This is a genomic window from Duganella radicis, from assembly GCF_009720825.1.
Classification (GTDB): Bacteria; Pseudomonadota; Gammaproteobacteria; order Burkholderiales; family Burkholderiaceae_D; genus Rugamonas; species Rugamonas radicis.
Genome location: NZ_WNKY01000041.1, coordinates 35,905 through 56,886, shown reverse-complemented (window position 1 = coordinate 56,886; position 20,982 = coordinate 35,905). Strand labels below are relative to the sequence as shown.

Genomic DNA, 20,982 nt, shown 5'->3' with positions numbered 1-20,982 from the left:
CCGCCGCGCCCGGCGTGGCGGTGCCGGCCAGCGCGGCCTGTTCCTTGGCGGCCGCTTCCTTGGCTTCCTTGGCGGCGGCCACGGCGGCCTGCTCGGCGGCGCGGCGCTCGGCGGCGATGCGCTGGGCTTCCTTCGGGTCCGGCGTGAAGCGCATGGTGATCAGGCGCATGATCGGACGCAGCAGCAACAGGTAGCCGAGCAGGGCGGCCACGGCGTAGATGGCGTACTTGCTGATGTCGACAATGTTGTCGCGCTCTTCCCACCATTGCACCGGCGCGGCCTTGCGCGGGAAGTTCATGGCCGACACCACCAGCTGGTCGCCGCGCTCGGCGTTGATGCCCAGGCCGTTGCGCAGGACTTTGTCGATGTTGGCGATTTCGGCGGCGCTCCAGCCGGTTTTCGGGGTGGGCGCGGCGGCCTGGGCCAGCACCACGGCCACGCTCAGCTTCTCCAGGCGGCCACGGCTGCGCTTGGTCTGGGTGATGCTGCGGTCGTAGGCGTACTGGCGGGTGGTGGCGTTCTTGCGCGCGGTGCCGTCGGCCGGCGCGGTGTTCGGGTCGGTGGCGCCGCCGGCGGTCTGCTGGTTGGCGGCGGCCGGATTGGCGGCCGCCGGCGGCGGACGGTTGGACAGGGTGCCCGGCACGCCCATCACCATGCGGTTGCGGTCCTGCTCCTCGCGCATGGCTTCGCTGGTGACTTTCGGATCGGCGCCGTATTTCTCGACGGTCTCCTCGACCCGGTCGTTGTCGACCGCGGCCGCCACCGACATGCGGTAGTTGTCGTCGCCGATGACCGGACCCAGCAGGCCCTTGATGTTGGCTTTCACCTCGTCCGAATAGCGCTTGCTGGCGTCGTTGCTGGTGGCGCCGCCGTCAAAGCCGTCGGCCAGGTCGATGTGCGAGGACAGCAGGTTGCCGGCCTGGTCCACCAGGCTGACGCGCGCCGGCGCCAGGCTGGCCACCGAGCCGGCCACCATGTTGACCACGGCGGCGATCGCCTCCGGCTCCAGCGTGCGGCCCGGTTTCAGCTGCACCACCACCGAGGCCGACGACTTGTCGCCGTCCGCGGACACGAAAGAGGTCGACTTGGCGATCGACAGGTGCACGCGCGCGTGCGAGATGGCGTCCAGCGTCATGATCGATTGCGCCAGCTCGCCTTCCAGGCCGCGGCGGAAGCGCACGTCCTGCACGAATTGCGACACGCCCAGCGGGTCGTTCTTGTCCATCAGCTCCAGCCCGGCCGGCAGTTGCGCGGTCACGCCCTTGGCGGCCAGCAGCATGCGCACCTTGCCCAGCATGGAGTCGGGCACCAGCACCTGGCCGCTTTCCGGGTGGATGCGGTAGGGGATGTGGTCGCCGTCGAGCACGGTCATCATGTCCGGCGCCGAGACTTTCTCGCGCGCGCCAAATACCGGCTTGTAGCTGGACTGGTTGCTCCACATGTACATCAGCACCAGCGCGGTCAGGCCGATGGCCAGCAGCAGCAGCGGATACAGGGTCTTGAGCAGATTGGGCGAAATGGTCGGGGCAGCCGGGTTCGCACGCCAGCGCTCGAAGGCGGACTTGATGGTGTTGATCACGTTGAGTGCTTTCGCAGAGGCTTACAGCGGTAATTTGATAAGTTCGTCGAGGCCGCCCATCACCTTGTTGCGCACTTGCATCAACATCGAGAAGGACAGGCTGGCTTCCTGGCTGGACAGCATGGCGCCGACCAGGTCGTCGCTCTTGCCGGAGTCGACGTCGGCCATCTTCTGGCCGGCTTCCACGTCCTGGGTGTTGACCTTGTCGATGGCGCTCTGCATGGACTGGGCAAAGGAGAAGGCGGGCTGGGCGTCGTGCGCCCCGTACTGGTTGGCGGCGGCGATGGTCTGCGCGCTGCTGTTCGCCATGTTTTGCGCGGCGCCGGTCAGCGCCGCCAGATCGGCCTGTATCAGGCTGGAGAATCCGTTGCTCATGCTACCCCCTGTTTTTCCCCGTTTTTTTTACTGCTTGGACTCAGATGACTACCATAGCGAGATTGCCCGAAAGCAGCAAGCCCATGTGGCAGATTTGTGGTGCGCTATACCAATCGTGCTACACATCCGTTGCGCCATGTCACAGTCTTGTAAGAAAGATAGTGTAAGGGAGCGCTAACGTGGGATGGCAATAGGCTGGAGCGGCGCGAATCATTTGTGCCGGATAAAACGTGGCGCCGGCTCCGGGCGGGCGGAAGACACAATTTTATCCAGGCAAATGTCGTTATAAATCATTTACTAAGCGCCGTTTGTTGATGTGGCCGAAACTACTGTTCAAGTGCCTTAAGCTTACTGGCTAGCAATATTCTTGTAAAGGGATATTTGCCCTGGGTCAATTTAAGCGGCCAAATATTGTATATTAGCAATAATGTGAATTTTGATGTATGCTGTGGGCGAGAGCGTCCCGCTTCAAGTGACGATAAAAAAATTGCGCTGGAAGTAACCAGTTTTTAGCTGGATAGTGCGATGATGCTGGAGTGGGAAAGAATTAACCGCCATGGCCAATACATGACAACGACAAAACAGACGCAACATCAAGTGCTGGACCCCAGCCTGCTGGGCCGTCCGGTGCATCTGCTGCCTATTTTCGCGGCCCAGTTGCGCGACGATCTGGCGCAGTCCATGCGCCTGAACATGAACCGCCGTTACTGGGGCGGCTTCACGGTGCAGGACGTGGCGTTCAGCCGTCTGGAAGGCAACGAGATCCGCAGCCGCTGGCTCAGTTTTGCCGCGCCGGCCGGCCAGATCGCCTTTTCGCTGGAGCGCAAGGTGCTGCTCAGCGTGCTCAACTACCGCTATGGCAGCGGCGCCAAGACCGAGACCAAGGCCGACGCCGCCCCGCTGGACGAGAACGCGGTGCGCGTGACCGCCACCGAGGAGCGGCTGGCTGTGGTGCTGGGGCAACAGCTGGCCGGCACCCTGGCCGGCCGTATCGAACTCAACCTGCCCGCCATCGAGAAGCCGGCCCCGGCCGAAGGCGAGGCGCCCGAGGCGGCCGACGCCGAATTCAAGCCGGCGCCTGGCTCGCACCCGCCCAAGGGCACCTGGGTGATCACGGTCAGCGTGGCCGAGACCGCCGGCGGCGCCACCGGCCAGTTCTGGTTCGCGCTGGACAAGCATTTGATGGCCAGCGTGCTGCGCGGCCTGCTGCGCGACCGCGACGCCGGCAAGAAGCCGAAGGCCGTGTCGCCGCTGGCGCAGCGTTTGCAGGTCGGCCTGGTGGGCCGCCTGGCCAGCAAGGAAGTCACGCTGGGCAGCTTGTACGATTTGCAGGTGGGCGATGTCATCCCGATCAGCCTGGCCAGAGCGGACGTCCTGCTCGAAGATTCGCGCCTGTTTACGGCCGCGGTCACCGAGCACAAAGGCAAACTCTGTTTAACCTCTTTTGAAGACGCAGAATAATGATGAACATGAACGTAGCCAATCCTAGCGACGCCCTGCTGGAAGATCTGTCGGAAGAGATGATCATCGACCAGCCCGGCAACGAGCTGACCGACCTCCCGGCCGCGACCCCGCGCCGCGACCTGCCAGCCATGATGCGCAAGATCCCGGTGACCTTGACGCTGGAAGTGGGGTCGGCCCGTATCTCGCTGCAAGACCTGATGAACATCGGTCCGGACAGCGTGGTGGAACTGGACGTGCTGGCCGGCGAGCCGCTGATCATCAAGGTCAACGGCACCGCCATCGGCCGCGCCGAAGTGGTGGTGGCGGGCGAGAATTACGGCCTCAAAGTGATCGACCTCGACGGTCTGAATCTGGACATGATGACTCCATGATCCGGTGTCTGAATGCGCGTCGCCTGCGGGCGATGGCGCCGGTCGCCGCCTTGCTGGGCCTGGGCTTGTGCGCCATGCCGGCCCAGGCGGTCGACCTGCTGGCCAATGTGGTGCCGGGAGCCAAGACCGAGCTGACGGTCAAGATGCAAATCCTGATCATCATGACCCTGCTGGGCTTGCTCCCGGTGATGGTCATGATGATGACCAGCTTTACCCGCTTCGTGATCGTGCTGTCGCTGCTGCGCCAGGCGCTGGGCTTGCAGCAGGGCTTGCCGAACCGGGTGATCACCGGGGTGGCGCTGATCCTGACCCTGCTGGTGATGCGGCCGATCGGCAACGAGATCTGGAGCAACGCCTTCGTACCCTACGACCAAGACAAGATCGGCCTGGAGACCGCGCTGCAAATCGCCGAGAAGCCGGTGTCGCGCTTCATGCTGGCGCAGACCAGCAAGGCCGCCCTGCAGCAGATCGCCCACCTGGCCGGCGAGGACAAGATCACCGAGCCGTCGCAGCACGCCTTCACCGTCAAGCTGGCGGCGTTCGTGCTGTCGGAGCTCAAGACCGCGTTCCAGATCGGCTGCATGCTGTTCATTCCCTTCCTGGTGATCGACCTGGTGGTGTCGTCGGTGCTGATGGCCATGGGCATGATGATGCTGTCGCCGCTGGTGATTTCGCTGCCGTTCAAGCTGCTGCTGTTCGTGCTGGTGGACGGCTGGACCCTGACCGTGAACACGCTGGTGACCAGCGTGCAGGCCTACTGAGAAGGGGCGCCTATGCTGACTCCTGAAATCGCCGTCGACCTGGTGGTCGAGTCGCTGCACATCGTCATGCTGCTGGTGGTGATCCTGGTCGTGCCCGGCCTGGTCACCGGCCTGCTGGTGGCGCTGTTCCAGGCCGCCACCCAGATCAACGAACAGACCCTGAGCTTCCTGCCGAGGCTGCTCATCACGCTGCTGGCCATCATCCTGACCGGGCGCTGGATGTCGACCCTGCTGATGGACTTCTGCGTGTCCATCTTCACCCGCGCCGCCACCCTGGTCGGCTAGCCCGCCGCGCACGCGCCCCATGGAATCCGTCCTCGCCCAACTGCTGCCGTTCCTGACCGCCTTGTGGTGGCCGTTCTGCCGCATCCTGGCGATGTTCATCGGCGCGCCGGTGCTGGGCGAGGCGGTGACGCCGACCACGGTGCGCATCCTGATCGCGCTGGTGCTGGCCGTCATCATGATGCCGCTGGCCGGCGGCCATCCGCCGATCAATCCGTTTTCGCTGCACGGCGTGGTGGCCACCATCGAGCAGGCCTTGATCGGCTTCGTGCTGGGGCTGGCCTTCCACTTCGCCATGTCGGTGATCGGCGTGCTGGGCTTCATGGTGTCGTCGCAGATGGGCTTGTCGATGGCGGTGATGAACGACCCGCTGAACGGGCAGTCTTCCGATGTCACCTCGGCGCTGCTGTCGACCCTGGCCATCATCGTGTTCTTCGCCATCGACGGCCACCTGGTGATCGCCAACGTGATCGGCCAGAGCTTCAAGGCCTGGCCGCTGGGCAGCGGCTTCGGCAACCACTTGCTGGAGGCGGTGGCCTACAATGTCGCCTGGATCTTCTCGGCCGCCATGCTGCTGGCCATCCCGGTGGTGTTCTCCACCATGGTGGTGCAACTGGGCTTTGGCTTCCTCAACCGCGTGGCGCCCAGCCTCAACCTGTTTGCGCTGGGCTTTGCCGTGATCACCATCTTCGGCCTGCTGATGCTGGCGCAGGTGGTGCGCTTCATCCCCGAGCACTATGTGCGCATGACCAATATGGTGCTGGAGCTGATACGCCAGCAGATGCAGGTGGCGGCCCATGGCTGACGAGAGCACCGGCGATAAAACAGAAAAGGCTTCACAGCAGAAGCTGAAGAAATCGCGCCAGGAAGGGCAGGTGGTGCGCTCGCGCGACCTGTCGACCGCGATCGGCATCCTGGTCAGCCTGAAGTTGTTCGTCTACCTGCTGCCCGGCTACCTGATGGAATTCAACGAGCTGTTCCACCAGAGCTTCGCCCCGCTGGACGGCGACGGCGCCATCGACAACGCCATGTCCACCGTGTTCGGCAGCGCGATGTGGCTGCTGATCAAGATGGTGCTGCCGCTGTTCGTGGTGCCGTTGTTCATCATGCTGGGCGCCATGGTGCCGGGCGGCTGGGTGGTCTCGACCACGCACTGGGAACCCAAGCTGTCGCGCATGAGTCCGATGGCCAACCTGGGCCGCCTGTTCAGCGGCAAGCACGCGTTCGAGCTGGCGGTCTCGATCGGCAAGGCCGGCGTGCTGATCGCGGTGCTGATCCACGTGGCCCGCGCCAGCGTGCCGGACTACACCAAATTGCAGATGATGCCGATCGGCCAGGCCATGCTGAGCGGCTCCAACCTGATGCTGGACGGCCTGATGGCGATGGTGGCGGTGTTCGTCATCTTCGCCCTGATCGACGTGCCGGCGCAGGCCTGGTTCTTCGCCCGCAACCAGCGCATGTCCAAGCAGGATCTGAAGGAAGAGCACAAGTCGACCGAGGGCCGGCCCGAGGTGAAAAGCCGCATCCGCCAGTTGCAGCGGGCGCTGGCGCGGCGCAGCGCGCGCAAGACCGTGCCCAGCGCCGACGTGGTGATCGTCAACCCGGAGCACTACGCGGTCGCGCTCAAGTACGACCTCAGCAAGGCGGAGGCGCCGTACGTGGTGGCCAAGGGCGTGGACGAGATGGCGCTGTACATCCGCCAGCTGGCCAGGGAATTCAAGATCGAGATAATGGAGCTGCCGCCGTTGGCGCGCGCCATCTACAACACCAGCCAGGTCAACCAGCAGATCCCGGTGCAGCTGTACCAGGCGGTGTCGCAGGTGCTGAACTACGTGTTGCAGCTGCAAGCATTCCGTACCGGACGGCGCGGCGCCGAGCCGGAGCGTCCAAAAGAAGTTGTTGTGCCCACATCCATGAGCGAGGTTAAGTAGTGAATTTCATACAGACGATGCTGGCGGAGATACGTCGCCACAAGTTTGCCACGCCGGCATTCTTGCTGATCATCCTGGCCATGATCATGCTGCCGCTGCCGCCGATACTGCTGGACGTGATGTTCACGTTCAATATCGTGCTGGCGCTGATCGTGATCCTGGGCTCGGTGTCGGTGCGCCGGCCGCTGGACTTCTCGGTGTTCCCGACCGTCCTGCTGGCCACCACCATGCTGCGCCTGACGCTGAACGTGGCCTCGACCCGCGTGGTGCTGCTGCACGGCCATGAGGGCACGGCCGCCGCCGGTCACGTGATCGAGGCCTTCGGCAACGTGGTGGTGGGCGGTAACTACGTGGTCGGCATCGTGGTGTTCGTGATCCTGATGATCATCAACTTCATGGTGGTGACCAAGGGCGCGGAGCGGATCTCCGAGGTCTCGGCGCGCTTCACGCTGGATGCGCTGCCCGGCAAGCAGATGGCGATCGACGCCGACCTCAACGCCGGCCTGATCAATCAGGAGAAGGCCCAGCAGCGCCGCCTGGAAGTGGCCTCGGAAGCCGACTTCTACGGCGCCATGGACGGCGCCTCCAAATTCGTGCGCGGCGACGCCGTGGCCTCGATCCTGATCCTGATCATCAACATGGTCGGCGGCGTGGCGATCGGCGCGCTGATGCAGGACATGTCGTTTGGCGCCGCCTTCAAGCAGTACGCGCTGCTGACCATCGGTGACGGCCTGGTGGCGCAGATCCCGGCGCTGCTGCTGTCGGCCGCGGCCGCCATCCTGGTGACCCGTATCTCGGATTCGGGCGACTTCGAACAGCAGGTGGGCAGCCAGGTGCTGACCTCGCCGCAGGTGATGTTCAGCGCGGCCGGCATGATGATCGTGCTGGCGCTGGTGCCGGGCATGCCGTGGCAAATGTTCGGTCCGTTCGCGCTGGTGCTGGCCTACGTGGGCTGGAAACTGCTGAACCGGGTGCAAAAGCCCGAGACCAACAACCTCGACGCCATCGAGGCGGCCTTGCGCGACGAGCGCGCGCCCGACCTCGACTGGTACAGCCTGCCGGCCGTGCAGCCGCTGCAAATCGCCGTCGGCTACAAGCTGGTGACGCTGATCGACAAGGCCCATGGCGAGCCGCTCAGCAAGCGGGTCAAGGGCGTGCGCCAGAGCCTGTCGGAATCGATGGGCCTGCTGCTGCCGCCGATCATGGTGCGCGACGACCTCGGTCTCAAGCCGACCCAGTATTCGGTGATTTTGTCGGGCAGCGTGGTGGCGCAGGCGGAAGTGTTTGCCGACCGCCTGATGGCCATTCCGTCGCCCAATGTGTACGGCCAGATCGACGGCATCCCCGGCATCGAGCCGGCCTATGGCATGCCGGTGACCTGGATCGAGACCAGCGAGAAAGCCAACGCGCTGGGGCTGGGCTACCAGGTGGTGGAAACGCCAAGCGCCATCGCCACCCACCTGTCCAAGCTGATCCGCGAATACCTGCCGGAACTGTTCCGCCACGAGGACGTGCCGGCCATGATGGAGCGCCTGACCGCGATCGCGCCGAAACTGGCGTCGGCGCTGGACAAGGCGCTGACCCACACGCAAATGCTGCGCGTGTTCCGCGTGCTGCTGGCGGAAAACGTCTCGCTGAAGGACATCGTGCCGATCGCCACCACGCTGGTGGACAGCTCGGAAACCACCAAGGACCCGATCCTGCTGGCGGCCGAGGTGCGCTGCGCCTTGCGGCGCCAGATCGTCACCAGCCTGTTCGGCCAGAAGACCGAGATGCAGGCCTTCAACCTGGGCGGCGACCTGGAGAACATGCTGCTGGGGTCGTTGAACCAGGCGCGCCAGAGCGGCAAGGTGGTGCTGGACAACTACCCGATCGATCCGCACCTGCTGGCGCAGCTGCAAGTGAACATGCCGGTGGCGCGCGAGCAGATGAAGCAGCAGGCCACGCCGCCGCTGCTGCTGGTGCTGCCGCAGATCCGGCCGCTGCTGGCGCGCTACGCGCGCCTGTTCGCGCCGGGCCTGCACGTGCTGTCCTACAACGAAATTCCGGAAAACCGCGAAGTCAGCATCATCGGCACCGTCGGCTAACAACTCCGGGGTCAGGTCCTCCATTTCTACACGGGCTGATCCGTTACACGGTCGAGGCCGTGTAGAAATGGAGGACCTGACCCCGGATTTTATGACGGAGGTTATGCCGAAGCGGAGAACAGGTCGTCGCCGATGGCGGGCTGCGACAGCAGCACCGCCACTTCCGCCATGGCGCGGAACAGCGCCTGGGTCAGCGCCGCCGTGTGCAGGCGGCTCGGGTAGGAATGTTCGCCGGTCGAGGCCGGCAGTTCGCGGCGCAGGCGGCAGCGCAGGATGGTCAGGCCGGAACGGCTGACCACCGCCGCCAGCTGCGGCAGTTGGTCGCGCATGTGCTGCATGGCCGCGGTCTGCGCCGCGCCCACCTCCAGCACCACGCCATTGCCGCTGGCCGGCTCCATCTGGATCACCACCCGGCCCACGCCCGGCAGCATCAGCTCCAGCCGCAAGGCCACGCGGGTGCGGCGGCGGCGGTTGCGGTCGTATTCGTCGTCGTCCTTGACCACCACCTTCAGCACCAGCCGCTCCGCGCCCCAGGCGTAGACGGCAAAGCGCCACGGCTCCATCTCCGTCACCAGCGGCGTGCCGGGCGGGCGGCCGTCGCGCATCGACGCGGCGCCGTGGTCGGTCATGAACAGGCTGGACGGCAGGTGCTGGCCGGTGGCTTGCTCCAGCCAGGCCGCGCGCTGCTCGCCGTAAGTGCGCACCATCACCTGCCACGAGGCGGCCATGGCGTTGGTGTCGGGTGGCTGCCAGATCATCTGGCGCGATAAAAACACCTGGTTCGGCCGCATGGCGGCGGGATCGCCGGCGTCCGGCATCTCGCCCAGGGCGGCGGCCAGCGCTTCGGCGTGCGAGGGCGGCGGCGCTGTCTGCTGGTCCGGGCCATCGAGGATGGCGCCCACCGAGTTGGGACCGCTGGTGCTGTTCGGGCCGCTGGGGCCGAGCGGGCCGACCGGGAAGTCGAGATCGAGCGGGCCTTCGCTGCCGGGCACGCGCGTGACCTGGCCGGGCTGCGCTTGCGGCCGGTCCGGGACGCCGAGCGGGCGTATTGAGGGTCCGATACGATCTACAGCCATCAGGCTCGCTTTCTAGAATTACTGGTATAAAAAAAGCCAACCGAAAAGCTCCGGTTGGCCCTTTTAGTAATCCGGATATGTTGACATATCCGGATAGTACTACGATTACTGCAACAGGGACATAACCAGCGACGAGGTGCTGTTCGACTGTTTCAGCATCGCGGTGCCGGCTTGCAGCAGCATCTGAGCCGAGGTCATGTTCGACGATTCAGCGGCGAAGTCGGTGTCCATGATGCGGCCGGTAGCGGCCTTGGTGTTGGTCGAGATGTTCGACAGGTTGTTGTACACGTGGTCCAGACGGTTGGCGGCTGCACCCAGCGACGAACGCACGGCGCCGACCAGGTCGATGGCGGTGGCGATGGTGTCGATCGAGGTGTTGGCGGCGGTCTGGCCGGCGGCGTTGCTGGCCGACGCGGTACCGTCGGTACCGTCCGAAATTTCGGTGCCGATGGTGGCGCCTGGAGCGGCGTACTTGGCGGTGACCGAACCCAGGCCGGTGGTCAGCGCGGTCATCGCGGTGCTCAGGTCGACGGTCATTTTTTCGCTCGCGGTGGCGCCGATCTGGAAGGTCATCGACGAACCGATGGTGCCGCCGTCCAGCAGCTTGGCGCCGCCGAAGGTCGAGTTTTTCATGATGTTGTTCAGCTCGTTACCCAGCGCGTCGTATTCCGATTGCAGGGCGGCCTGGTCTTTAGCGGTCGACGAGGCGTCGGCTGCCTGGGTGGCCAGATCTTTCATGCGGGTCAGCATGGTGGTCACTTCGTCAAACGCGCCTTCGGCGGTTTGCAGCATCGAGATCGAGTTCTGGGTGTTGCGCATGGCCATGGCCATGCCGCTGGTTTGCGCTTTCAGGCGGGAAGCGATTTGCAGGCCCGCAGCGTCGTCCATGGCCGAATTGACACGGAAGCCGGTGCTCAGGCGGGTCTGCGAAGTCGACAGTGCCGACTGGGTGCGACCGATCGAGTTCTGTGCGGAAAGGGCCGCAGAATTGGTGTGAAGGCTCAGCATGAAATAACTCCTGGTAGGTGGATTCAGTTCGGAGCAACGGATCCTTTGTGCTCTCCCAAGTACAAGACGACCGTATCTGGAAGGACATTAAATGCTTGGTGGAAATTTATAAAAAAATTTGTAACCGGGTCCAGAACGCACGGCCTGGCGCCGTTTTCCATCCGCCGATTATGGTCCGATTAGCGGGCTGGAGCAAGATTTCCTGCCGGGCGCCAAAAGAAAAACAGCGCGGTCATGCGCCGCGCTGTTCTGGAAGTGTTGCTTTTTTACATATTCGGATAATTCGGGCCGCCGCCGCCTTCCGGCGTGATCCAGACGATATTCTGGGTCGGGTCCTTGATATCGCAGGTTTTGCAATGCACGCAGTTCTGGGCGTTGATTTGCAGGCGGTCGGCGCCTTCGTCGGTCTTGACGAATTCATACACGCCGGCCGGGCAGTAGCGCGCCTCCGGCCCCGCGTACTGGGCCAGGTTGACGTCCACCGGCACGCTCGGGTTCTTCAAGGTCAGGTGGATAGGCTGGTCTTCCGCGTGGTTGGTGTTCGAGATGAACACCGACGACAGGCGGTCGAAGGTCAGCTTGCCATCCGGCTTGGGGTAGGTGATCGGGCTGAACTGCGAAGCCGGCTTCAGGCATTCGTGGTCGGCGTGCGCGTGGTGCAGGGTCCATGGCGCCTTGCCGCGGAACACGAGCTGGTCGATGCCGGCCATGACCGAGCCCAGGTACAGGCCCTTGTTCAGCCACGGCTTGACGTTGCGCGCCACGTGCAGCTCTTCGTGCAGCCACGATTGTTCAAACGCCACCGGGTAGGTGGCCAGCTCGTCGCCCTGGCGGCCGGCGCCCAGCGCCGCGAACACCGATTCGGCGGCCAGCATGCCGGACTTGATGGCGGCGTGCGAACCCTTGATGCGGCTCATGTTCAGGAAGCCGGCGTCGCAGCCGATCAGCGCGCCGCCCGGGAAGACCAGCTTCGGCAGGCATTGCAGGCCGCCGGCGGCAATCGCGCGCGCGCCGTAGGAAATGCGCTTGGCGCCTTCGAAGAAGGTGCGGATTTCCGGGTGGGTCTTGTAGCGCTGGAATTCCTCGTACGGCGACAGGTAAGGATTCTCGTAGTTCAGGCCGACCACGTAGCCGACCACCACCTGGTTGTTTTCCAGGTGATATAGGAAGGAGCCGCCGTAGGTCTTGCTGTCCAGCGGCCAGCCGGTGGTGTGGATCACCAGGCCGGGCTGGTGCTTGGCCGGATCGATTTCCCACAATTCTTTGATACCGATGCCGTACGACTGCGGATCCTTGCCCTTGGCCAGGTCGTATTTGGCGATCAGCTGCTTGCCCAGGTGGCCGCGCGCGCCCTCGGCGAACAGGGTGTACTTGCCGTGCAGTTCCATGCCGAGCTGGAAGTCCGGACCGGCTTCGCCGTCGCGCTTGACGCCCATATTGCCGGTGGCCACGCCCTTGACCGAGCCGTCGTCGTTGTACAGCACTTCGGCGGCGGCGAAGCCGGGGAAGATTTCCACGCCCAGCGCCTCGGCCTGCTGGCCCAGCCAGCGCACCACATTACCCAGCGAAATCACATAGTTGCCGTGGTTTTCAAAGCACTTCGGCAGCAGCAGGTTAGGGGTCTTGTAAGCCTTGGTTTCGGTCAGGAACAGCACGCGGTCTTCGCTGACGGCGGTGTTCAGCGGCGCGCCTTTTTCTTTCCAGTCAGGGATCAGTTCGGTCAGGGCGCGCGGGTCCATCACGGCGCCGGACAGGGTGTGGGCGCCCAGCTCGCCGCCTTTTTCCAGCACGACGACGGACACTTCCTGGCCTTTTTCGGCCGCCAGTTGCTTGATCTTGATCGCTGCCGACAAGCCTGCGGGGCCGCCGCCGACGATCACGACGTCATACTCCATCGCGTCGCGCGGGCCATACTGTTCTACGAGGTTTTGTGGCTGAGTCATAGTCTGTTGTTATAGTGATGGTGAGGAATGAGAAAATTTTAGCACGAACGTGCTTCTTTTTTGTTTGGATTGACGCCATTTTCCGCGACATTATTAGACACCGCAATCTAATACTGGGAATTTGTGTAATCATTACATTTAATCACCAACACTAGGGAGTCGTCCGTGGGCATTGAAGTCAACTTTGAGGGAAAAATTGCGCTGATCACCGGCGCCTCCAGCGGTCTGGGAGCCCGGTTTGCCAAAGTGCTGGCCCAGGCGGGGGCGCAAGTGGTGCTGGCCTCGCGTCGCACCGAGCGCCTGAAGGAGCTGCGCGCCGAAATCGAGGCCGACGGCGGCGCCGCCCATGTGGTCAGCCTGGACGTGACCGACTACGCCAGCATCAAGTCCGCCATCGCCCACGCCGAGACCGAGGCCGGGCCGATCGACATCCTGGTGAATAATTCGGGGGTGTCGACCACCCAGCGCCTGGCCGACGTCACGCCGGAGGACTACGCCTTCGTGATGGACACCAATCTGCGCGGCGCGTTTTTCGTCGCCCAGCAAACCGCCAAGCGCATGATCGCGCGCGCCAAGGGCGATCCCAGCAAGAAGCACCGCATCATCAACATCGCCTCGGTGGCCGGCCTGCGGGTGCTGCCGCAGATCGGCGTGTACTGCATGAGCAAGGCCGGCGTGGTGCAGATGACCAAGGCCATGGCGGTGGAGTGGGGCAAGTACGGCATCAACACCAACGCCATCTGCCCCGGCTATATTTCGACCGAGATCAACGAGGACTACTTCGCCAGCGAACAGGGCCAGCGCCTGATCGAGATGCTGCCGCGCAAGCGCCCGGGCAAGCCGGAAGATCTGGATGGCCTGCTGTTGCTGCTGGCCGGCGAGGATTCCAACTTCATCAACGGCGCCATCATCAGCGCCGACGATGGCATGACCGCGATGTAAGGTCGTGCCGGCGCAGGCGGGACGGCGGTCAGAGCTGCACGCCGACCAGCTTGTGCACCAGCTCGGACGAGGTGGCGGCCGAGAATTTGCGCATCAGCTTGGCGCGGTGCATTTCCACCGTGCGCGGGCTGAGGTCGACCTGGCGGGCGATGGTCTTGCTGGTCTTGCCTTCCACCAGCAGGGCGGCGATTTCGCGTTCGCGCGGCGTCAGCTCGGCCGTCACCGGCCGCTTTTCGCTGACGTCCTCGAAGGTCCAGATGCCGGGACCGAGCGGCGCGCTGGACAGCATGGCGTGGCCGGTCACATGGCACCAGAACAGCTCGCCATTGGCGCGGCGCATGATGCGCTCGTCCGAGTAGCGGCCACGGGCGTTCATGATGGGGATGATGCGGTCGCCGGTGCGCAGGAACTCGTCCATGGTCGGATACAGCGCGCGGAACGACAGGCCGTCCAGCTCGGCGCGGGTGTAGCCGAACATGCTGGCCAGCGCTTCGTTGGACGACTGGATGATGCGGTTTTCGGAGATGCACATGCCCACCGGCGCATGCAGGAAAATGGATTCGTAATCAATGGCAGGCTGAACGCTCATAGGTTCTGGCAGGTATTTCTACGGTATTGAACTTTTAATGTGCGTATTCTATGCTGGATCGCCGCTTAGCTAACGCATTTAACAACGTTGGCTATGCACATGCAACATACATCATAAAGGGACACTTATGAATAAAATCTATCCGGACGCCGCCACTGCCCTGGCCGGCGTCGTCCAGAACGGTCAAACCATTGCCGTTGGGGGCTTCGGCCTGTGCGGCATCCCGGAGGCGCTGATCGGCGCGCTGCGCGATTCCGGCGTCACCGGCCTGACCGCCATCTCCAACAACGCCGGCGTTGACGGCTTCGGCCTCGGCCAGTTGCTGGAAACCCGCCAGATCAAGAAGATGATCGCTTCCTACGTGGGCGAGAACAAGGAATTCGCGCGCCAGTACCTGGCCGGCGAGCTGGAGCTGGAATTCACCCCGCAAGGCACGCTGGCCGAGAAGCTGCGCGCCGGCGGCGCCGGCATCCCGGCCTTCTTCACCAAGACCGGCGTCGGCACCATCGTCGCCGACGGCAAGGAAATCCGCGAATTCGACGGCGAACAGTACGTGATGGAGCGCAGCCTGGTGGCCGACGTGGCGCTGGTCAAGGCCTGGAAGGCCGACAAGGCTGGCAACCTGGTGTTCCGCAAGACCGCGCGCAACTTCAACCCGAACGCCGCCATGGCCGGCAAGGTCTGCATCGTCGAAGTCGAGCAGCTGGTGGAGACCGGCGAGATCGACCCGGACCAAGTGCACCTGCCGAGCATCTTCGTGCATCGCATCGTGGTCAACGCCACGCCGGAAAAACGCATCGAGCAGCGCACCATCCGCGCCGCCAACCAAGAATAACGGAGAACAGAATCATGGCATGGACTCGTGATGAAATGGCCGCGCGCGCGGCCAAGGAACTGCAAGACGGTTTCTACGTCAACCTCGGCATCGGCTTGCCGACCCTGGTGGCCAACTACGTCCCTTCGGGCATTGAAGTGTTCCTGCAATCGGAAAACGGTTTGCTGGGCATCGGCCCGTTCCCGACCGAAGCGGAAATCGACGCCGACCTGATCAACGCCGGCAAGCAGACCGTCACCGCGCTGCCGGGCGCGGCGTACTTCAGCTCGGCCGATTCTTTCGGCATGATCCGCGGCGGCAAAATCAACCTGGCCATCCTGGGCGCCATGCAGGTGTCGGAAAAGGGCGATCTGGCCAACTGGATGATCCCGGGCAAAATGGTCAAGGGCATGGGCGGCGCCATGGACCTGGTGGCCGGCGTGAAGAAAGTGGTGGTGCTGATGGAGCATGTGGCCACCGCCAAGGATGGCTCGACCTCGCACAAGCTGCTGCCGAAATGCGATCTGCCGCTGACTGGCGTCGGCGTGGTCGATCTGGTGATCACCGACCTCGGCGTGATGGAAGTGACCGAGGCCGGCCTGAAAGTGACCGAACTGGCGCCGGGCGTGAGCAAGGACCAGATCCAGGCCGCCACCGGCGTCAAGCTGGACTTCTCGGCGCTCTGAGCCATATATTGGAATAAAAACGGCACGCTGCGGCGTGCCGTTTTTATTTTGTGCGACCGGTAAGCACTCCCGCCTCTGTCAGTAAAGTCCTACATTAAATTAAGCAGAATACTACAGGGAAATATTGACAATAAAATTATCATGTTATTGCAATTGATTTTTATATATAAAGTGCATTTTTCATTTTATGATCACTGTCAATTGCGGTTATTACGTATTATTTCAATATTAATAAGGGAGTTGTATGAAAATATGGATGGAAAATAGAACGAAATCCATGACTGTCGCCGTTTCCATGGCGGTGGCATGCTCGTTAGTTGCACCCGCCGCCGACGCGGTGACGCCGGATCGCCAGTTCGCCCTTAGCGGCATCTGGACCCAGGCGAAACTGCTGAAGGAGTATATCGACTGGCGCGCTTCGACCGGCTGGGGCGCGGTCGGGGCGACCAACATCCTGATTACCAAACTGATGGGCGAATCGGAAGGCGCGATGACCAAGGCGGCTTTCCAGGAAATGTGCGGCACCACGGCAGCCGGCTTGCTGGCCAACTGGAAGCCAGCGTCGGAACCGACCGCCGCCTCGCACATCAAGGCCATCGTGAAGTCTGCCGGCACGGCTGCGGCATCGACCGCTTGCGGTTGGGTTTCCAAGATAGCTTTCGATAAAATCAACAGCGAAATTCCGAAGGCCCAGAATTTCATGAACCATACCGCCACCCAGCAAGAAAAGTCCAATGTGGCCAACACCGCGGCCGAGACGAATAACCAGCTGCTGGCGATGGAGGCGGCGATGAAATCGATCGCTAATGCCTATAACGACCACAAGGCGAACCAGGACGATTACAACACCAATTGCGGCGGCTCGAATGCCAATCTGCCATATTGCAGTGATATCAGAAATAATTTGCGTAATTCGCAGAAAAATTTCGACCTGGCCCTGGCTTCCTTTAATCGTCATGGCACCTCTTTGAGAAACGACATGGTTACTTTGAATAACCAGATCCGTTCCTGATTCCGTCGGAATTATATAAATGGAGTTTCAGCCCCTCTGGCTGAAACTCCTGTTTGTCTGCATTCAAGGATATTCATGTCAACGTTATTACAATCACGAAAAATTCTGGGTTTCTGCGTCATTGCGCTCGCCGTGGCGGGGGGATACGCGCTGCTCAAGCATGAGCCGGAACCGGTGACCCCAAACAGTCCCGGCGCCGAGCCGCGCAACCTGTCCGGCAGCGCCACGACGGCAGGCAACGGCATCTTTGCCTGGGGCGCGGTTGCTCCCCGCGCAGGTTCGTACGCTGCCTTGGATCCCAAGGACTTCGCCCTGAAGGAGGGCGATTACGGCGGCCATCCGGCGTACAGCAAGGCCATGCAGTATCTGGTGTGCGCCGACTATGTGGAATCGAAGAAGGACATAGAGCGGGACTACGCGGAACAGGCGCAGTCCGATCCCTCGGGCAACACGCTCCGATTCGCACAATGGCAAATCGCCATGAAGGAGGAACAATGCAAAAATGTCAGCAAAGCCAGTCCGCAGCAGATCGCTGAATTAATGCGCGAGGCCGCAAAAGCAGGGGATGTTCGCGCGCAAAGCTATTTGCTGAATCAGGACGCCAGCCGCCTGATCGATGCCGCACGCGCGGACGCGGATGCTCATCCGAACCAGGAGCACGTGATTACCGCAGAAGAAAAAGGACTATTAAGCAGCGCCACCACACTGGCGGAAACGGGCGACCGGGAGGCGATTTTCCTGGCCGCGAAACTGACCGCCACCAACCGCTTTGGACAGCAGGACCTGACCGCATCCGCGGCGTGGGCATTGACCGGCATGCAGCAGAACGGCCGGCCATTCTCGTTCAGCGCGAACGACCACGTATTTGAAACCGAGCCTTATTCGACCCTCTCGGTGGAGCAGCGACAGGCTGCGGTGCAGAAAGCGCAGGAGAACTTTGCCCGCTGCTGTAGCCGCCGCTGATGCGGCACGTCCACGGCGCACCCGGACGAGACCGCGATAACAGCGTCCGCGCCGTTTTTGCTTGCTTGTCGGAAATTTAGCGCCTACACTGTTGAGATATTTGCCACAAAATTTCTCAGCGGATTGCACATGCGTGTTGTATTGGTTGTACTTGCCTGGATAGGCTTATGTGTCGGGGCCGCCCAAGCGCGGTCTGAGGCGTACAAGATCGGCGCGCCGCCGGCCTGGGTGTTGCCGGTGCCGCTGGAACCGCCGCCCGGCGCCGAGCCGTTCACGCCGCGCGGCAATGTCGCCTTCCTGCTACGCGACATGCAGACCCGGGTCGACGCGCGCGGCAAGGTGTCCTACTTCCACACCGCCAGCGAGGCGCTCGATGGCGGCGGGGTGGAGAAGGCGGCCAATCTCAGCATCAATTTCGATCCGTCCTACCAGACGCTGACCCTGCACGCCATCAACGTCATCCGCGCCGGCAAGGTGATCCCCAAGCTGCCCGGCGTGCGGGTGCAGCTGCTGCAACGCGAGACCGAGCTGGATTACCTGATCTACGACGGCAGCATGACCGCCAGCGTGCTGCTGGACGATATCCGCATCGGCGACATCGTCGAATATGCTTTCAGCCTGGATGGCAGCAACCCGGTATTCCAGGGCAAGGTTTCCAGCCGCGTCGACATGGAATGGAGCGTGCCGGTGCGGCATTCCTTTGTGCGCCTGCTGATGCCGTCCAACCGGCCGCTGCGCATTGCCGCCCACAACGACAAGCTGGAGCCGACCATCACCGAGGCCGACGGCTACCGCGATTACCGCTGGCAGCGCTACAACACGCCGGCCACCCGCATCGACAAGGGCGCGCCTGAATGGTTCAATCCCTACGCCGCCGTGCAGTGGACCGAGTTTGCCGATTGGGCCGCCGTGGTGCAGTGGGCCTTGCCGCTGTACCGTCCGCCCGGCGAACCGGGGCCGGCGCTGCGCGAGGAAATCGCCCGCATCGGCCGCGAGGTCACCGATCCGGCGGCGCGCGCGGCGGCCGTGCTGCGCGTGGTCCAGCGCGACATCCGCTACCTCGGCATTGAAGTGGGGCCGGGCTCGCACGCGCCCACCGGTCCGGACAAGGTCTACCAGCGCCGCTTCGGCGATTGCAAGGACAAGACCCTGCTGACCATCACCATGCTGCGCGCGTTGGGCATCGATGCCGTGCCGGCGCTGGTCAACACCGAAATCACGCGCGACGTCGAGCACTGGGCGCCGACCCCGCTGGCCTTCAACCACGTGCTGGTGCGCGCGCGCGTGAATGGCGCGGTCTACTGGCTGGACCCGACCCGTAGCATGCAGCAGGGTGAGCTGGCCAATCTGTACCAGCCCGACTACGGCTACGCGCTGGTGCTGGAGCCGGGCGCCACCGGGCTCAGCCTGATGGGGCCGAAAACCGGCGGCGTCAAGCGCGTCCACGCGGTGTTCGATTCCACCGATGGCGTCGACCAGCCGGTCAACTACACCATCAGCACCACGGTGCAGGGCGAGCGCGCCGACAATCTGCGCACGCAGCTGGCGCACCAGCGCAGCGAGCTGGAGACCCAGTACCAGAATTTTTACGCCCACAATTACGAGAGCCTGCGCAGCAACGGCGCCATGGACGTGCAGGACGACGAGCGCCGCAACGAGCTGACCACGGTCGAGCATTACCGCATTCCCGGCTTTTGGTCGCTCAACAAGAAAGGCACACGCAGCCAGGCGTTCATCGACTCCTCGGAAATCGACAGCTCGCTGAAAGCGCCGGACAGCGTTGGCCGCAACGCGCCGCTGCGGCTGGACTATCCGTATGAAATCGTCGAAACCACCGAAGTGCGCCTGCCGACGCGCTGGAACATCAAGACCAGCAATATCACGGTGAGCGATCCGGCCTTCGAGTTTTCGTACCAGGTGAGCAAAGGGCCGGACAGCCGCAGCGTGCTGATCACGGCCACCTACAAATCCCTGCGCGACCATGTCGAACCGGGCGACATGGGCAACTACGCGGCCCACCTCAAGCAGGCGCGCGACGCGCTGGGCTACAACCTGTACAGCAACCCCGCCGGTGCCGCCGCCGAGCCGGAAGAGAGCAGCGGCTGGCGCCTGCCGCTGGCGATGGCGCTGCTGGCCGGCGGCTGGGTGTGGCTGGCGATGCGCATGCAGAAGTCAGCGCCGTCCCATGCGGAAGTCAACCGCCGCCTGCTGCTGGCGGTGGTCATCATCAGCGCCACCGTGGTGCTGAGCCTGGTGTCGGCGGTAAGGCTGGCGCAGGTGGTGGCGCCGGCGCTGCTGATCCTGGTGATCATGCTCCAGTACCTGCTGCGCACCGTGCCGCAGGTACCGTACACCCACGTGGCCTATCCGTGGGCGCTGCGACTGTACCGGGCGCGCAAGCATACCGGTCCGGTGGTGCTGCGTTCGGTGCTGCGCAAACTGCTGCCACTGATCGGCTGGTTCGCCATCGGCACCGCGCTGGCCAAGTGGATCAGCTAGCGCGGCTCAGACCGCGCGGCGGCGGCGGGCGATGGCGCCCACCAGGCCCAGACCGCCCAGCAGCATGGCGTAGCTTGCCGGTTCCGGCACGGCCGTCACCGACCAGCGGGTGATGGAGAAGTTGGCGTTGTCGGCCAGGGACCAGCCGCTGCCGCCCTGCACGTAGGCCTTGGCCGGGTCGTAATAAACGCTGGCTGGATACATGCCGAAGGTCTGGCCCGAGTAGAAGCCGCCACCCATTTGCCAGGGGCTGGTGCTGAACAAGAAGTTGTTTTCGAGGCCGTCAAGCGACGCCACGGCGGCGCCGCTCACCATGGTGTAGCTATCGTTCCAGCCGAAGTTGTACAAGTTGCCGCTGCCGAACTCGACGCCATCACGGAACACGCTGATGTTGGACAGGCCGGTAATCAGGTTGCCCGAGGCAGTGCCGTCGAAACTGCCGGTCAGCACGCTGCCGGCGCCGAACGTGTAGCTGAAGTTGTAGGTGGTGGCGTTGGCGGCGGTGGCGGCCAGCAGGGCGGCGGCGCAGGCGATGTGGCGCAAGATGGTCATCAGGGGCTCCCGTTTGTGAAAGTTGTGAGGACGGCACTATCTCACGGA

20 protein-coding genes are annotated in these 20,982 nt (G+C 63.3%); 13 read left to right on the top strand and 7 right to left on the bottom strand.

The genetic code is table 11. From position 1 onward, the window contains the following. Both fliF and fliE read right to left on the bottom strand, forming a co-directional pair. The coding region (gene fliF / locus GM676_RS25000) for a flagellar basal-body MS-ring/collar protein FliF (RefSeq protein WP_371866364.1) at nucleotides 1-1,579 on the bottom strand (1,579 nt) is incomplete at its 3' end. A gap of 21 nt (nucleotides 1,580-1,600) precedes the next feature. Then, nucleotides 1,601-1,954, bottom strand: coding sequence for a flagellar hook-basal body complex protein FliE (gene fliE / locus GM676_RS24995; protein WP_155466920.1), 354 nt, complete (start codon nucleotides 1,952-1,954; stop codon nucleotides 1,601-1,603). A 567-nt stretch (nucleotides 1,955-2,521) separates the two neighbouring features. Between fliE and GM676_RS24990 the strand changes: the two genes are divergently transcribed. From GM676_RS24990 to GM676_RS24960, 7 genes are read left to right on the top strand one after another with little or no spacing between them, the layout of a single operon-like run. Then, complete coding sequence (locus GM676_RS24990) at nucleotides 2,522-3,415, top strand: FliM/FliN family flagellar motor switch protein (protein WP_155466919.1); 894 nt, start codon at nucleotides 2,522-2,524, stop codon at nucleotides 3,413-3,415. Nucleotides 3,416-3,417: 2 nt separating this feature from the next. Further along, nucleotides 3,418-3,789: a FliM/FliN family flagellar motor switch protein gene (locus GM676_RS24985; protein ID WP_211923288.1), complete on the top strand. Its 372-nt coding sequence runs from the start codon at nucleotides 3,418-3,420 to the stop codon at nucleotides 3,787-3,789. Continuing rightward, complete coding sequence (gene fliP, locus GM676_RS24980; RefSeq protein WP_155466917.1) at nucleotides 3,786-4,550, top strand: flagellar type III secretion system pore protein FliP; 765 nt, start codon at nucleotides 3,786-3,788, stop codon at nucleotides 4,548-4,550. Before GM676_RS24985 ends, fliP begins: the two co-directional genes overlap by 4 nt. Before the next feature lie 12 nt (nucleotides 4,551-4,562). Then, entirely contained in the window at nucleotides 4,563-4,835 is a 273-nt protein-coding gene (gene fliQ / locus GM676_RS24975) for a flagellar biosynthesis protein FliQ (protein ID WP_155466916.1), read from the top strand. Nucleotides 4,836-4,854: 19 nt separating this feature from the next. Further along, nucleotides 4,855-5,637 (top strand): flagellar biosynthetic protein FliR, encoded by a 783-nt coding sequence (gene fliR, locus GM676_RS24970; protein ID WP_155466915.1) that lies wholly within the window; start codon nucleotides 4,855-4,857, stop codon nucleotides 5,635-5,637. After that, entirely contained in the window at nucleotides 5,630-6,763 is a 1,134-nt protein-coding gene (locus tag GM676_RS24965) for an EscU/YscU/HrcU family type III secretion system export apparatus switch protein (RefSeq protein WP_155466914.1), read from the top strand. Before fliR ends, GM676_RS24965 begins: the two co-directional genes overlap by 8 nt. A gap of 17 nt (nucleotides 6,764-6,780) precedes the next feature. Continuing rightward, nucleotides 6,781-8,850: a flagellar biosynthesis protein FlhA gene (locus tag GM676_RS24960; RefSeq protein ID WP_155466925.1), complete on the top strand. Its 2,070-nt coding sequence runs from the start codon at nucleotides 6,781-6,783 to the stop codon at nucleotides 8,848-8,850. Nucleotides 8,851-8,951: 101 nt separating this feature from the next. On the opposite strand, the gene GM676_RS24955 is transcribed toward GM676_RS24960, so the two are convergent. The 3 genes from GM676_RS24955 to GM676_RS24945 all read right to left on the bottom strand — a co-directional run bounded on the left by GM676_RS24955 (nucleotide 8,952) and on the right by GM676_RS24945 (nucleotide 12,877). After that, complete coding sequence (locus GM676_RS24955) at nucleotides 8,952-9,926, bottom strand: hypothetical protein (protein ID WP_155466913.1); 975 nt, start codon at nucleotides 9,924-9,926, stop codon at nucleotides 8,952-8,954. A gap of 105 nt (nucleotides 9,927-10,031) precedes the next feature. Next, on the bottom strand, nucleotides 10,032-10,934 hold the full coding sequence (locus GM676_RS24950) for a flagellin N-terminal helical domain-containing protein (RefSeq protein ID WP_155466912.1): 903 nt from the start codon (nucleotides 10,932-10,934) through the stop codon (nucleotides 10,032-10,034). A gap of 266 nt (nucleotides 10,935-11,200) precedes the next feature. Further along, on the bottom strand, nucleotides 11,201-12,877 hold the full coding sequence (locus GM676_RS24945) for an electron transfer flavoprotein-ubiquinone oxidoreductase (protein WP_211923287.1): 1,677 nt from the start codon (nucleotides 12,875-12,877) through the stop codon (nucleotides 11,201-11,203). 165 nt (nucleotides 12,878-13,042) lie between these two features. Between GM676_RS24945 and GM676_RS24940 the strand changes: the two genes are divergently transcribed. Further along, nucleotides 13,043-13,819, top strand: coding sequence for an SDR family oxidoreductase (locus GM676_RS24940; protein WP_371866363.1), 777 nt, complete (start codon nucleotides 13,043-13,045; stop codon nucleotides 13,817-13,819). A 28-nt stretch (nucleotides 13,820-13,847) separates the two neighbouring features. Here the strand turns inward: GM676_RS24940 and GM676_RS24935 are convergent, their stop codons facing one another. Then, nucleotides 13,848-14,408, bottom strand: a complete 561-nt coding sequence (locus GM676_RS24935) for a LuxR C-terminal-related transcriptional regulator (RefSeq protein ID WP_155466911.1) — start codon at nucleotides 14,406-14,408, stop codon at nucleotides 13,848-13,850. A gap of 127 nt (nucleotides 14,409-14,535) precedes the next feature. Between GM676_RS24935 and GM676_RS24930 the strand changes: the two genes are divergently transcribed. From GM676_RS24930 to GM676_RS24910, 5 genes are all read left to right on the top strand, one after another. Further along, entirely contained in the window at nucleotides 14,536-15,243 is a 708-nt protein-coding gene (locus GM676_RS24930) for a CoA transferase subunit A (protein WP_155466910.1), read from the top strand. A 14-nt stretch (nucleotides 15,244-15,257) separates the two neighbouring features. Next, nucleotides 15,258-15,908, top strand: a complete 651-nt coding sequence (locus GM676_RS24925; protein ID WP_155466909.1) for a CoA transferase subunit B — start codon at nucleotides 15,258-15,260, stop codon at nucleotides 15,906-15,908. 244 nt (nucleotides 15,909-16,152) lie between these two features. Then, nucleotides 16,153-16,920: a hypothetical protein gene (locus GM676_RS24920; protein ID WP_155466908.1), complete on the top strand. Its 768-nt coding sequence runs from the start codon at nucleotides 16,153-16,155 to the stop codon at nucleotides 16,918-16,920. A 75-nt stretch (nucleotides 16,921-16,995) separates the two neighbouring features. After that, nucleotides 16,996-17,883 (top strand): hypothetical protein, encoded by an 888-nt coding sequence (locus GM676_RS24915; RefSeq protein ID WP_155466907.1) that lies wholly within the window; start codon nucleotides 16,996-16,998, stop codon nucleotides 17,881-17,883. 129 nt (nucleotides 17,884-18,012) lie between these two features. After that, nucleotides 18,013-20,382, top strand: coding sequence for a DUF3857 domain-containing transglutaminase family protein (locus tag GM676_RS24910; protein WP_155466906.1), 2,370 nt, complete (start codon nucleotides 18,013-18,015; stop codon nucleotides 20,380-20,382). 6 nt (nucleotides 20,383-20,388) lie between these two features. On the opposite strand, the gene GM676_RS24905 is transcribed toward GM676_RS24910, so the two are convergent. Continuing rightward, a complete protein-coding gene (locus GM676_RS24905) occupies nucleotides 20,389-20,934 on the bottom strand; it encodes a PEPxxWA-CTERM sorting domain-containing protein (protein WP_155466905.1) in 546 nt (181 codons plus the stop codon). Nucleotides 20,935-20,982: the final 48 nt, after the last annotated feature.

Bases quoted from the DNA above. Each gene is read 5' to 3' on its own strand.
- GM676_RS24930 (WP_155466910.1), top strand. From the start codon at position 14,536: ATGAATAAAATCTATCCGGACGCCGCCACTGCCCTGGCCGGCGTCGTC.
- GM676_RS24950 (WP_155466912.1), bottom strand. From the start codon at position 10,934: ATGCTGAGCCTTCACACCAATTCTGCGGCCCTTTCCGCACAGAACTCG.
- GM676_RS24955 (WP_155466913.1), bottom strand. From the start codon at position 9,926: ATGGCTGTAGATCGTATCGGACCCTCAATACGCCCGCTCGGCGTCCCG.
- GM676_RS24915 (WP_155466907.1), top strand. From the start codon at position 16,996: ATGTCAACGTTATTACAATCACGAAAAATTCTGGGTTTCTGCGTCATT.
- GM676_RS24935 (WP_155466911.1), bottom strand. From the start codon at position 14,408: ATGAGCGTTCAGCCTGCCATTGATTACGAATCCATTTTCCTGCATGCG.
- GM676_RS24910 (WP_155466906.1), top strand. From the start codon at position 18,013: ATGCGTGTTGTATTGGTTGTACTTGCCTGGATAGGCTTATGTGTCGGG.
- fliQ (WP_155466916.1), top strand. From the start codon at position 4,563: ATGCTGACTCCTGAAATCGCCGTCGACCTGGTGGTCGAGTCGCTGCAC.
- GM676_RS24965 (WP_155466914.1), top strand. From the start codon at position 5,630: ATGGCTGACGAGAGCACCGGCGATAAAACAGAAAAGGCTTCACAGCAG.
- fliP (WP_155466917.1), top strand. From the start codon at position 3,786: ATGATCCGGTGTCTGAATGCGCGTCGCCTGCGGGCGATGGCGCCGGTC.
- GM676_RS24945 (WP_211923287.1), bottom strand. From the start codon at position 12,877: ATGACTCAGCCACAAAACCTCGTAGAACAGTATGGCCCGCGCGACGCG.
- GM676_RS24925 (WP_155466909.1), top strand. From the start codon at position 15,258: ATGGCATGGACTCGTGATGAAATGGCCGCGCGCGCGGCCAAGGAACTG.
- GM676_RS24905 (WP_155466905.1), bottom strand. From the start codon at position 20,934: ATGACCATCTTGCGCCACATCGCCTGCGCCGCCGCCCTGCTGGCCGCC.
- GM676_RS24920 (WP_155466908.1), top strand. From the start codon at position 16,153: ATGAAAATATGGATGGAAAATAGAACGAAATCCATGACTGTCGCCGTT.
- GM676_RS24985 (WP_211923288.1), top strand. From the start codon at position 3,418: ATGAACATGAACGTAGCCAATCCTAGCGACGCCCTGCTGGAAGATCTG.
- GM676_RS24960 (WP_155466925.1), top strand. From the start codon at position 6,781: ATGCTGGCGGAGATACGTCGCCACAAGTTTGCCACGCCGGCATTCTTG.
- GM676_RS24990 (WP_155466919.1), top strand. From the start codon at position 2,522: ATGACAACGACAAAACAGACGCAACATCAAGTGCTGGACCCCAGCCTG.
- fliE (WP_155466920.1), bottom strand. From the start codon at position 1,954: ATGAGCAACGGATTCTCCAGCCTGATACAGGCCGATCTGGCGGCGCTG.
- fliR (WP_155466915.1), top strand. From the start codon at position 4,855: ATGGAATCCGTCCTCGCCCAACTGCTGCCGTTCCTGACCGCCTTGTGG.